Genomic DNA, 12,371 nt, shown 5'->3' on the forward strand with positions numbered 1-12,371 from the left:
TTGCAAGCACCCGCCCTGCCTGAACCCCGTTCAGGCAGGGACAGCTGCGAAAGGGCGCCGCCCTGCCAGGTGAAGCAGGGCGAGGTAGAGCAGGCTCGCGAAGACCGTGGCGTCAAGCGCGGGCACCGTGCTGATCGAGAAGTCATGATGCAACGCGATCGCGGCCAGACCGCTGGTGATCGCCCACGTCGCCACCGCCGGCCAGTGGATGCCCTGGAGGTTCTCGATCGAACGCGCGGAATCGGCGCCCCTGAACCTCGTCAACCCGTCGATCACATAGATCGCCGCGAACGGCGGGATCGTCACGCCGAGCAGGACGAGGAAGGGAATGAACCCCTCGATGATCCCGGCGAGCGCGAGGCCGGTGCCGATCACCGTGCCCAGCAGGATGAAGGCCCAGCGCGGCACGCGCGGGAAGGTCGCGGAAAGCGAGAGACTGGCGGAATAGAGGTTGAGCGAATTCAGCGTCCATGTCGGCATGACGAGCAGCAGCAGCGCCCAGGCACCGAAGCCGAAGCCGGTTATCATGCGCATGATGTCGGTCTCGCCCGTCGCCAGGGCGGCGATGCCCGCGCCCGCCATCAGCAGCGGCGCGGTGATCGGGTAGGACAGCGCCATGCTCATCACCGCGCCGCGCGGGGTCCGGGTGTAGCGCGAAAGGTCCGGCAGGGTGGTGATCGTCAGCATGTCAGCCCCGATCAGCGCCGAAAGCGCTATGCCGAAAGTCATGTGGAATTCGCTCTGCGCGGGCGCGGCAAGCACGATCCCGTGGCGGCGGGCAGCTGCCACGCAGACGGCGACGATCATCGCCGCCAGAAGCGGCACGCCGATCATCGCCAACCGGTCCAGCGCCCGGAAACCGACCAGGGTGGTCAGCGCCATCAGCACCGCGCCGCAGATCACCACGACCGGGAAATCGGGCGCGAACCCGAAGCCCTCGCCCGCGGCGGCGATGGCGTCCCCCAGAAACGAGACGTTCACGCCGAACCAGCAGAAATGCACCGCCGCGATGATGACGTTCACCAGTCCTGCCCCGCCCCGTCCGAACGAACGGCGGATCAGCAGATACGTGTTGAGCCGCGAACGGACCGCCACCAGCGAGGTGAGACAGCCGCCGAGGCACAGGCAGGCGCCGGCAAGGAAAGCCGCCAGCACCGCAGGCCACAGGCCCAGCGCCAGCGAGGTCTGCGCGCCGTTCAGGAACGTCGGCAGCGAGATCGAGAAGCTGGCGATGATCAGCGCCACCCGCCAGCCGCCCACGGTCAGTCGCTCCGGCAGCGGGGCATTGGCGTACTGGTCGCCCGGTTCGTGATGGGCGTCCGGGCCGCCTGCAGGCCCGCTCACGGTTTCAGCCAAGCGTCGATCTCCTCGATGGGTACATAGTCTTCGGCAAAACCGAACGCGCGCGGGCCGACGAAGTCCAGCGCCCGCTGTTCGCGCAGGGCGGCCGGCGCCGCCGCGCCCACCACCTTGACGCGCTGGCCGTATTTCAGTCGCTCGGTGGTGATGCTGTCGGCGGTTTCCCGGTCCATCACCGTCAGGATATCGGGCACCATCGCCACCACCCGCCCGTCGCGGCGGGCGATGAGGTTCTCGTTCTGGAAGTCCAGCTCCATGCGGCTCGTGCCGTCGAAACTCTCGAACGAGACCTGGCCTACCGAGAAACCGCCTCGCGTCTCGCGCTCGATATCCACGATCTTGCCGTCGAACAGTACGCCCGCCTGGGGATAGAGCCCGGTGGCAGCCAGTGCAGCGAACATCGCGGCGAAGGGATCCTGCCCGCTCTCGCGCGCCTCGCGGATCGCGGCGCCGGCGGCCCGTGCCGCGCTGATCGTGCCGTGGATGGCATGGTCCTTCGCCTGCCGCCCGGTCAGCGGATATTCGACGAGGTGCGCGATCCCCCCCACCGCCACCGAAAGCGCGCGGGCGAGCCGTTCGTGCATGAGATTGTCGTCCGTCTCGATCAGGCTGAGCGCGCCGCAGGCCGAAGTCAGGATCGAGGGGCAGGCGGACAGGCCGCGAATGTTGAAGATCGCCATCTGCGATTCCGGGAAAGCGCGGCCCATGCCGTCGCAGTCAAGCACGGGAACGCCGAACTGCGCGGCGGCGAACAGGGGTGCCAGGCCGTTGCTGCCGCCGATCTCGATGGGGATCACCGCGTCGATCCGGCGCCCGACGATCTGCTCCAGCCGCTTCAGCCCGTCCACCGCCTCACGGCCGTTCGGCAGTTTCTCGACCGAGACGGTCGGCGCGCCGATCCAGCCGCAGGGCACCACGAGGGCATCGTCGGCCAGCGCATCGAGGCCGATCACCTCGAAGGGGCCGCGCCGCTCGAATTCCGCTTCGGCAAGGAGCTGCGCGTAGTAGGGATCGCCGCCGCCGCCCGATCCGAGGAAGGCGGCGCCGCGTGCAAGGTCGCCGAGGGCTTGACGGTCAAGCTTCATGAGGAACTCCGATGGCTGCCGCTTCGCCGCCCGCAGGAGCCTCGAAGGCAAGGTCCGCAACTGCGCGAACCCTTATCTGCACGGCGCGGCCAGGCAAGTAGCTGAGATAGGTTTCCTCGACATCGGCAAGGGTCAGGCTCGCCGGATCGCCGCCCGCCGCCAGCACTTGCTCCCGTGCGAGCGCGGCGACCTGCTCGATCGCCTCCTCGCGGGCCAGGGCATCGTAACTGACGACCCGCTCGACCTGCGCGCCGACCTGCGCGATGGCCGCGCCCACTGCATTGGCCACCACGGCATGAGGCGGGCGGATCACTTGCGCGGCACCGCCGAGGCTGTCGGGAATGAGGAAATTTCCGCCGCCCACGGCAAGGATCGTCACCTTGTCACGGCCGGTCTTCATGCGGTCCAGCCCCTCCTCGAGGATGGCGCGGATGCGTCCGTCAACCGCCGCCACGACCGCGTCGGACATGGCCGGAAGCAGTGCGGGATCGCCGAAATCGGCCTGCCCGGTGCGCAGCGCGATGTCGCTGGCCGTCAGGGTCTGGCCGCCGAACAACATCCCCTCCTGCGCGAGCCGGTAGCCCACCGAATCCGGGCCGACACGCAGCGCCGCCCCGGCCGGTTCCCCGGCTTCGTAAAGCGCGGGATCGAGGTGAATGCGCGTGCCGCCGCCGAGACCGATGGCGAGAATGTCCGGCATGCGGAAATTGGTCCGTGCGCCGCCGATATCCACCGAAATCGAGGATTCGCGCGGATAGCCGGAAGCCAGAACTCCGATGTCGGTCGTGGTGCCGCCCACGTCCATGACGATCGCATCGGCCACGCCGCTGAGGAACGCGGCGCCGCGCATCGAATTCGTCGGCCCGGAGCCCATAGTCATCACCGGATAGGCTTCCGCCTGCGCGGCGGAAACCAGCGTACCGTCGTTCTGCGAGATGAACAGCGGCGCCTCGATCCCGAGAGCCGCCACGGCGCGGCCGAACGAGCGGACAACCCGCGTGGCCAGACTGGTGAGCGCCGCATTGAGGATCGCGGAATTCTCGCGCTCGATGAAACCGATCCGGCCGATCTCGCTCGAAAGGGTGATGGCGGCCTCCGGCCAGACCTCGCGTAGAAGCGCAGCGGCGCGCTGTTCCATCGCCGCATTGATCGGCGAGAAGGCGCAGCTCACGGCGATCGCGGCGATGCCGCGCGCCTTCAGGTCCAGCGCGGCATCCCGCAGCCGCACTTCGTCAAGCGGCGCCATTTCCCGCCCGTCCACCTCGTAGCCGCCGGGAAGCAGGTGATAGTGACGGCCGATGCAGGCGGCGAGGTCTTCCGGCCAGCCGGTCAAGGGCGGCAGCGCCTCTCCCGACGGGCTGGCGAGCCGCAGCACGCCGACACGGTCCAGTTCACGCCGCTCCACCAAGGCATTCACGAAGTGCGTGGTGCCGATCATCACGGACGAGACATGGGCCGCGCTCGTGCCGGAATCCTCCAGCACCGCGCGGATCGCGGCGGTAACGCCGCCCTCCACATCGGCCGAGGTCGGCTGCTTGGTCCAGGCGAGCACGCGCCCGCCGTCCATCAGTACCGCGTCGGTGTTCGTACCCCCGACATCGACGCCAATCCGCACACGAACCTCCTTGCAGCACCACGGGAAAGCAATGCCAACGGGGTAGGAGGCTGGCCGGGTCGGCGGCAACGCGCAAGACGGGTGCGGTTCGTGGCAAAACGGGTAATCGGGCACCCCGGCGCGGGTAGCGACCGCAGGCGGCAAGCATCGCCCCTTGAGCATCCCCGCTGCGTGACATAGGCTTCCACGAAGGGAGAGCACGCCTGAAAACAGTATAATCGGGTTTCGCGACAGGACGATGACGCGTGCATGAGTTGATCCGCACAAAGGTAGCCCCTCCAATCTGGCTGGGGAGCCAGATCCGCAGGGACATCCTGCTCGAACGGCTGGACGGCGCCCTGTCCCGGCGGCTGACGGTGATCCATGCTCCGGCCGGATACGGCAAGACCAGCCTGCTTTCGCAGTGGCGCAGCCGCCATGAACATGGCGCCATCGTCACCGCATGGCTTACCCTGGAACGGGAGGATTCGGACCTCCAGCGCCTGCCGCGCTACATCCTGCTCGCGCTGGACGAAGCGGCGGGGCAATCCGCCGGGGAGGACGGCGAAAACACGGCGGCCGACCTGCCGCCCCGCTCCGCCCTTTCCGCGATCGTCAACCGTATCGCGCGCGAACCTCGCCCGGTCGTCCTCATCTTCGACGATTTCCATCGCGCGGAGGGCAGCGAGGTCAATGCCTTCCTCCAGTCCCTGATCCGGCTCGCGCCCGGCAACTGCCACTTCGTCATCGCCTCGCGCGATTATCCCTGGCTGGGCCAGTCGATGCTCGCCGCCGAGGAACAGCTGATCGAACTGACCAGCGACGATCTAAAGTTCAACCGGTCCGAAGCCGAAGCCCTGCTGGACCGCGCGGACGTGCCGCCACTGCCGGACGACGTGCTGCAACGCCTCGTGGAACGTTCCGAAGGCTGGCCGATCGCGCTGCAACTCACCTCCCTCTCGCTCAAGCGCGGGATCGATCACATCAAGTTGATGGAGCGCTTCAGCGGCTCCAGTTCCGATCTTGCCCGCTACCTGTCGGAGCAGGTGCTCACATCGCTGCCGCCGGAAACGCAGGATCTGGTGATCCGCACCGCCCTGCTCGACCGGCTGACGGGAGAGGCGGTGAATGCACTGTGCGACCGGACCGACGGCTGGCTCGTGCTCGAACGGCTGGAGCAACAGGGCGTCTTCCTTGCCCCCGCCAGCGAGGCTCGCGAATCCTATCGCTACCACCAGCTTTTCGCCGAATATCTGCGCGACCGGCTGGCGCGGCAGGATCTTGCCCGGTTTCGGCTGCTGCATGGGCGCGCCGCGCGCCATTTCGCCGATTCCGGCGCGATTTCCGCGGCGGTCGAGCATGCCCTGCTTGCCGAGGACCGCGAACTGGTCGGCACGATCCTGGAAGAGAGCGGCGGCTGGCGCCTGATCCCGCAGGGCCATCAGGCCATGATCGAAACGGCACTCGGGCGGATATCCCCTCACCAGATCTCGGCCAGCGCAAGGCTGGGGCTCGCGGCGATCTACCTCCAGATCAAGCACGGCGAACTGGCCGCCGCACGAGAAGCCTATGACAGGCTAGCCGCCGAGGCCATGGACGGCGAAGTGCCGGCGGACCTGCGCACCGAACTGCGCGTGGTGGGTGACACTCTGGCCGATTACGAAAACCTGCCGGTCACGCTGGATGACCTGCTGGCGCGCGAGGCCCTGCTGCGCACCCTCCCCGCCGACGATCATCTCGTGCTTGCCAACTTCACCGAGACCCTCGCCGCCAAGTACCTCGAAGGTGGCTGGCTGGAGCGTGCGCTGGAACCGGTGCTCAACGCGCGCGGGCATTATCAGGCGCTGGGATCGCCTTATAGCGAGGTCTTCACTCACTTCCTCGAAGCGCGTATCCGCCATGCCCAGGGGCGCATCAACGATGCCGCCGCAATCATCGCCTCGGCCCGCACGCTGATCGAGGCCCATTTCGGCCCCCGTTCCGACCTTGCCGCCAATTGCGCGGCCTTCGAGGCGGAGATCCTCTACGAGCAGAACCGGATCGAGGATGCGGGCGCGCTGCTGGCCTGGGCGCTGCCGCACATGGAGCAGTCCGACGGCTGGGTGGACGTCTATGCCGCCGCCTACCTCACCGCCGCGCGCTGCGCGGCCGCACGCCATGCGCCGGAGGAGGCCTTCGCGATCCTGGAACGCGCGCAGGCCGTCGCCGCGGCCCGCCGGTTCCGGCAGCTCGCCCTGCTTGCCGCCCTGTGCAGGCTCGAAATCACGATCGCGGCGCAGGGCCCGCTCGAAACGGCAATAGACGCCGCCGGCGCCATCGGGCTGGACGGACTGGCGGACCAGATGGCGCTGGAATCGCCGCATTACCGCCCGGTCGCCACCGCCGCCGCGAAGTGCCGCGCGGCACTCAGGCTGGCGGCGGGCGATCATGCAGGCGCGCTTGCGGATATCGCAGTGCTCCGGCGCTGGGCGGAACGACACGGCGCCGGCCGCGCCTTGGTCGATATCCTCATCCTTCAGTCCCACGCCTTGCGCGAAGCGGGAGAAGAAAGCGATTCCCGCGCCGCTTTCGACGAGGCCGTGGGCAATGCCATGTTCCAGTCGCTGGTGCGTCCGTTCGTGGACTGGCGCGGCTTCGTGCAGGGCGCGCTGGATCATGCGGGCGGCGGAGCAGGCGAAGGAAACCGCTATCGCGCGCAGTTCCTTGGCGGACTGGCGCGTGCCTTGTCATGTCAGGCGCAGCCCCCGGACGACGGCGTGCTCAACGAAGCCGAAGCGGAAATCCTCCTTCATCTCAGCCATGGCTACTCCAACAAGGAGATCGCCCGGCTGATCGGCATGTCGCCCGATACGGTGAAGTATCGATTGAAGTCGATCTTCCGCAAGATCGGCGTCGACAAGCGCCGCGACGCGGTGCGCGTCTCGCATGAGCGGGGCCTGCTTCCGGGCGGGAGCGCTCCCGCCGAAGAGGCGGATTTACTGCCTCCAACCGGTGCCTGACCCTCTCCAGGCCGCGACCTTACCCGTCGAAACACACCGATTACCCTGATTATGACGTGGTTCCCGGGCCGCCCTGTTGTTGAATGCGGGCTCAGCAGGAGGATCCTCCCGGAGGCCAGAACAACAGCCACGGGATCTGGTTCCACGTCTTTGAACAAGGGGAATAACATGGGCATCCCGTACAGCTCGCGAGGTCGCGTCCGCATGGCGCGCCTTCGCCTCACCGTCATGTCCGCCTGCTGCGGCGTCGCGCTCCTGCCGTCCGCGGTGCTGGCCCAGCAGGCCGAGGCCGATCCGAAGTCCGACATCATCGTCACCACCGGCCGCTCTAACACCGGCACCAAGACCGACACCGACATCATGCAGCTGCCGCAGTCGGTCAGCGTCATCACCACCGAGGAATTCACCGACCGCGCGTCCGTGAACTTCCAGGACGTGTTCCGCTACAGCGCCGGTGTCTCCACCGAGACGCAGGGCGTGGATACCCGCGGCGACTTCTTCGCGGCGCGCGGTTTCGCCACCGTCCAGTATCTCGACGGCGTGAACCGGATGCCCAGCTTCGTCTACGGCGGCCGCCTCGACATCTTCACGCTGGAACGCGCCGAAGTGCTGCGCGGACCGTCCTCGGTACTTTACGGCGCGGGCGGTGCCGGCGGCCTGTTCAACGGCGTTTCGAAGCGTCCGCAGGAAACCTTCGGCGGCGAGGCCGACGTGATCGTCGGCACTGATTCGATGAAGCAGTTCAATCTCGACGTCACTGGCCCGATCACCGATGGCATATCCGCCCGCTTCGTGGGCGTGGCGCGCGATGCGGAGCTTCAGCAGCCCGGCCAGCGCAACGACCGCCTGCTGGCGATGCCCGCCGTGACCTTCAAGCCGGGCCCGGATACCGAGATCACGCTGATCGGCCTCTACCAGAAGGACCGCCTCGGCAGCCAGACCTACCTGCCGATCAGCAAGACCATCGGCGCGGACAACGACAGCGAGAAGATCTCGTCCGACACGTTCCTCGGCGAACCGGGCTTCAACCACACCGATACCGACTACAAGGCCGGCACGCTGCTGCTCACCCAGCGCTTCGGCCCGAACGTGACCTTCAGCAGCAGCACCCGCTACTTCGACACCGATGTCGGCTATGCGGAAGTCTATGGGCTCGCCAGCTACTACGACGCGGAACGCACCCAGGTCGCCCGCGCATGGTACAAGCGGCTTGAGCATGACAAGGGCATCGGCACCGACAACCGGCTGCTGGTGAAGGTCAACACCGGCCCGATCGAGCACCAGTTGCTGGTCGGCATCGACTATACCCGCTTCAAGCAGTCCAGCGACGAAGGCTGGGCTTACGACCTTCCGCCGTTCGACATCTACGACCCCGTCTACGGCCAGGAAATCGACGCCTCGCTGTTCTACTTCACGCGCACCACCAACACCCAGCTCGGCGTCTATTTCCAGGACCAGATGCGCGCCTGGGACCGCGTCTCGCTCGTGCTGGGCGGACGGCATGACCGGGCCACGTCGAAACTCAACGGCGAGAAGCTGCCGACCAACAGCGCCTGGACCTTCCGCGCGGGCCTCGTCGCGGACCTCACCGACACGATCTCGCCCTATGTCAGCTATTCGGAATCGTTCCTGCCGGTGTTCGGCCGCAACGTGGAAGGCGTGAACTTCGTTCCGCGCACCGGCCGCCAGTACGAGGCCGGCGTCAAGTGGCAGCCCTTCCGGGGGGCGCTGCTCACCGCTTCGGTGTTCGATATCACGGAGAAGAACGGCGTCACCAGCGACCCGGACAACATCCAGAACCAGATCCAGACGGGCAAGGTCGGTTCGAAGGGCATCGAACTGGAAGGCACGCTGCGCATGCCCGGCGACGTGCAGGTCTCGGCCGCCTACACCTATCTCGACGCCAAGGTGCTTGAAGACACCACCGGCCGGGAAGGTTTCCAGGTCGCCAACCTGCCGAAACATGCCGCCTCGATCTGGGCTTCGAAGAACTTCGCCCTCACGCAGGACATCGGCGCCCGCATCGGCGGCGGCGTGCGCTATACCGGCGAGAAAGTGGACAGCTTCGAGAACTTCACGACGCCGTCCTACACGCTGGTCGATGCCATGTTCGAGGTCACTTACGGCAAGTGGTCGCTTGGCCTGAACGCCAGCAACATCTTCGACGTTCAGACCCACACCTTGTGCAACTACGATCCCAGCGCGACCGAGGGCTACTGCTACCTCGGCAAGGACCGCACCGTAATGGCGACGCTGCGCCGCTCGTTCTGACAATCCACCCTGCCTGCGGGAGCCGGCCCTCACCGGCTCCCGCTTTTCCGCCTGACGGCGTACCGAATTCAAGGACTTCCCGCGCATGATCCGCTCCGAGCACGCCCCCTTCCGCATCGCCATGCGCCGCGCGATTGCAACGCTTTCGCTGGCGGCAGCCTCGACGACCGCGCTCACCGCGCTGGCGCCCGCGCCGGCCATGGCGATGGCCGAGGGCATGGCCGATCTCATCCTCACGAACGGACGCATCTACACGGTGGACGAAGCGCATCCCTGGGCCGAAGCCGTGGCCGTCCGGGACGGGCGGATCATCGCCGTGGGCACCGCGAAGGAAGTGGCGGCCCAGAAGAATGCGCAGACCCGCGTGGTGGACCTCAAGGGACGCCTGCTGCTGCCCTCCTTCGGCGATGCGCACAACCATCCCGTGTTCGGCGGCATGAGCCATGCCCGCTGTTCGCTTCACGCGGGCAAGTCGATCGACGACTATCGCCGCATCATCGCCCGGTGCATCGCCGAAAATCCCGAAACCGGCCCGAACGGCGGGGTCATCTTCGGGGTCGGCTGGGAAGACGGCCTGTTCCCGCCGAACGGCGTTCCCACCAAGGACATCCTCGATGCGCTGTCCACCACCCGCCCGCTGATCTTCCGCTCGGTCGGCGGGCACAGCCTCTGGGTGAATTCCAGAGCGCTCCAGCTTGCCGGTATCACCAAAGCCACGCCCGATCCGGTGAACGGCAAGATCGACCGCGACCCGAAGACCGGCGAACCGATTGGCGGCCTCCAGGAAGCCGCGCAGGCGCTGGTTGACGGGATCATGCCGGAAACCACCGCACAGGATCTCCAGGATGCCATCGCCTACACCGTGCGCCACTTCAACTCGCTCGGGATCACGAGCTGGCACGATGCCGGGATCGAGTGGGAGGACGACGGCTCCAGCGCGGTGATCGACGCCTACAAGGCCGTTGCCGACAAGGGCGCACTGACCGTCGATGTCGCCATCGACCTCAAGTGGAAGAACGACAAGGGGCTGGAGCAGCTTCCCGGCCTGCTGCGCGCTTCCGAGCGCGCCCGCACGCTCGGCATCACTGCGCGCAGCGTGAAGTTCTACATCGACGGCGTGATCCCCCAGCAAACCGCCTACATGCTCAAGCCCTATGAAGGCACGCAGGAAGTGGGCAAGCCGCAGATCCAGCCATCCGTGCTGGCCGCCGCCACGACCGCGCTCGACGAAGCGGGCATCCAGTCGCACTACCACACCATCGGCGATGCCGCCGTGCGCGAGGCGCTCGACGCCGTTGCCACCGCCCGCAAGTTCGACGGCACCGCCGATACCCGACCGATGATCTCGCACATGAACGTGATCGACCCGGCCGACCAGCCGCGCTTCGCACGCCTCGGCGTAACCGCGATCTTCCAGCCGCTCTGGACCTGCAACGAACCTTACATGGATCTTACCAAGGAGCGCATCGGCCCGGTCCGCTCGCAGTACATCTATCCGGTGGGCAGCATCGAGAAGTTCGGCGGCCGCGTGGCTTACGGCGCGGACTGGTCGGTTGCCTCAGCCGATCCGCTGCTGGGCATCGAAGTCGCCCTCACCCGCATCGCCCCCGGCGAGGATCGCGCGCCGCTGGGCGCCTCCGAAGCCGTGACCCTCGCGCAGGCAGTGCGATCCTATACGCTGGACGTTGCCTATGTGAACCACCTCGACCAGGAAACCGGCTCCATCGTGCCCGGCAAGAGCGCCGATTTCGTGGTCCTGGACAAGGATATCTTCCGCCTTCCGGCCCGCCAGATCGGCACGGCCAAAGTCATGGTCACGCTGTTCAAGGGCGCGCCGGTGCACGGCGATCTCGCGGCTCTGGCCAACTGACATGGGACTGTTCGATCCGCGCGGCCCTGAAGACGTGGCCCGGCTCGTGGCGGAGGAAGTGCTCGGCCTGGTGACGACGCACGACGACCTCGGCTATCTGGCGACGCCGCTGCCCCTGCTTGCGGAAATCGGCGAAGACGGCGCGGTGACCGGCTTCGTCGGCCACTTCGCCCGCGCGAACCCGCATTGCGAGCGGGTTCGCCAGACACCGCGCGCACTCGTGACCTTCCTGGGGCCGCACGGCTACATCTCCCCCTCGATGGTTTCCGCGCCTGGTTGGGGGCCGACCTGGAACTACCGTTTCGCGCAGTTCGAAGTGGATATCCGGCTTGAGGAGGAACGCGCGCCGGAAGCGATCCGCGAACTGGTCTTCGCCATGGAAGGCACCGCCTGGGACGTGTCCCGCATGGGCAGCAGGTTCGGCGAACTCGCACGCCATGTCGTTGCGTTCCGGGCAAGCGTGGTATCCAGCCATGCGCGCTTCAAACTGGGGCAGGACGAAACCCCGCAGACATTCGGCGAAATCGTGGACGCGCTCGGCTCCTCCGCGCTCGCCCGTGCCATGCGCGATCAGGTTTCAACCGCCCAGAACGCCTGAAATCCGGGCGGGCGGGCCTGCCTCCCGGCAGGCTTGATCGTCCCGCCCGTTTTCACAAAGCGAAAGTTCGCATTCGCCGGTTCCATGCCGAAGTGTCAGGGTGGCATTCTCGATCATGCAGGGAACCAGAAAATGGCCGCCAAGGGGAACAGCCACATTCGCGAGATTTCGGCGAAGTGGGACGAAGTGCTGCTGGTTTGCCGCAAGTGCAGCAGGAAATTCCCCGGCGGTTTCGGCAAGAAGGGCGAACAGCGGCTTGAAAAAGCGCTCAAGTCCGAACTGAAGACGAAGGGCCGCTACAAGGTGGTGCCGGTCTCCTGCCTGGATATCTGTCCGAAGCACGCAATCTGCCTGGTCAGGGCGAGCGAACCAGGAACCGTCCATCTGATCAAATCTGGCGCCACGATGGAGGACGTGATCGAGACGCTGCTTCCTGCGCCTGCGGAGCAATAGCGACTCGAAAAAAATCCGCGTTTCCAGCGATCTGACAACGCCCGGCGCCGCCGAAGGCACACTGCAAAGATAACGAAAAGGCACCGCCTCTCGCGCCCTGCGATACCAGAACCGCCCCTGAAACCAGGCGGTTTCCTGTAGC

Annotated in this window: 8 protein-coding genes; 5 read left to right on the forward strand and 3 right to left on the reverse strand. The window is 66.8% G+C overall.

The annotated features are described in order from the left end of the window. Nucleotides 1-30 precede the first annotated feature (30 nt). Genes ACXJ16_RS21020 through ACXJ16_RS21030 form a run of 3 tightly spaced genes read right to left on the reverse strand, consistent with a single transcriptional unit; the run spans nucleotide 31 to nucleotide 4,059 of the window. The gene (locus ACXJ16_RS21020; protein ID WP_221937317.1) at nucleotides 31-1,356 is read right to left on the reverse strand and encodes a purine-cytosine permease family protein; all 1,326 of its coding nucleotides are present in this window, start codon (nucleotides 1,354-1,356) and stop codon (nucleotides 31-33) included. Beyond that, complete coding sequence (locus ACXJ16_RS21025; protein WP_054436347.1) at nucleotides 1,341-2,444, reverse strand: S-methyl thiohydantoin desulfurase family protein; 1,104 nt, start codon at nucleotides 2,442-2,444, stop codon at nucleotides 1,341-1,343. The genes ACXJ16_RS21020 and ACXJ16_RS21025 overlap by 16 nt, the downstream gene beginning before the upstream one ends. Beyond that, complete coding sequence (locus tag ACXJ16_RS21030; protein WP_463923257.1) at nucleotides 2,434-4,059, reverse strand: hydantoinase/oxoprolinase N-terminal domain-containing protein; 1,626 nt, start codon at nucleotides 4,057-4,059, stop codon at nucleotides 2,434-2,436. Before ACXJ16_RS21030 ends, ACXJ16_RS21025 begins: the two co-directional genes overlap by 11 nt. Nucleotides 4,060-4,304: 245 nt before the next feature. Between ACXJ16_RS21030 and ACXJ16_RS21035 the strand changes: the two genes are divergently transcribed. From ACXJ16_RS21035 to ACXJ16_RS21055, 5 genes are all read left to right on the forward strand, one after another. Next, entirely contained in the window at nucleotides 4,305-7,037 is a 2,733-nt protein-coding gene (locus ACXJ16_RS21035; RefSeq protein ID WP_324699732.1) for a helix-turn-helix transcriptional regulator, read from the forward strand. 204 nt (nucleotides 7,038-7,241) lie between these two features. Continuing rightward, on the forward strand, nucleotides 7,242-9,308 hold the full coding sequence (locus ACXJ16_RS21040) for a TonB-dependent siderophore receptor (RefSeq protein ID WP_463923258.1): 2,067 nt from the start codon (nucleotides 7,242-7,244) through the stop codon (nucleotides 9,306-9,308). Nucleotides 9,309-9,393: 85 nt separating this feature from the next. After that, nucleotides 9,394-11,178: an amidohydrolase gene (locus ACXJ16_RS21045; RefSeq protein ID WP_463923259.1), complete on the forward strand. Its 1,785-nt coding sequence runs from the start codon at nucleotides 9,394-9,396 to the stop codon at nucleotides 11,176-11,178. Nucleotide 11,179: 1 nt separating this feature from the next. After that, on the forward strand, nucleotides 11,180-11,776 hold the full coding sequence (locus tag ACXJ16_RS21050) for an FMN-binding negative transcriptional regulator (RefSeq protein ID WP_443478261.1): 597 nt from the start codon (nucleotides 11,180-11,182) through the stop codon (nucleotides 11,774-11,776). A gap of 84 nt (nucleotides 11,777-11,860) precedes the next feature. After that, the gene (locus tag ACXJ16_RS21055; RefSeq protein WP_292636569.1) at nucleotides 11,861-12,229 is read left to right on the forward strand and encodes a hypothetical protein; all 369 of its coding nucleotides are present in this window, start codon (nucleotides 11,861-11,863) and stop codon (nucleotides 12,227-12,229) included. The last annotated feature ends 142 nt before the right edge of the window (nucleotides 12,230-12,371 follow it).

It is taken from the genome of Novosphingobium sp. TK71 (assembly GCF_055361505.1).

What these genes read in the sequence shown, in the direction of transcription:
- ACXJ16_RS21025 (WP_054436347.1), bottom strand. Translation starts at nt 2,444, where the DNA reads ATGAAGCTTGACCGTCAAGCCCTCGGCGACCTTGCACGCGGCGCCGCC.
- ACXJ16_RS21050 (WP_443478261.1), top strand. Translation starts at nt 11,180, where the DNA reads ATGGGACTGTTCGATCCGCGCGGCCCTGAAGACGTGGCCCGGCTCGTG.
- ACXJ16_RS21040 (WP_463923258.1), top strand. Translation starts at nt 7,242, where the DNA reads ATGGCGCGCCTTCGCCTCACCGTCATGTCCGCCTGCTGCGGCGTCGCG.
- ACXJ16_RS21055 (WP_292636569.1), top strand. Translation starts at nt 11,861, where the DNA reads ATGCCGAAGTGTCAGGGTGGCATTCTCGATCATGCAGGGAACCAGAAA.
- ACXJ16_RS21045 (WP_463923259.1), top strand. Translation starts at nt 9,394, where the DNA reads ATGATCCGCTCCGAGCACGCCCCCTTCCGCATCGCCATGCGCCGCGCG.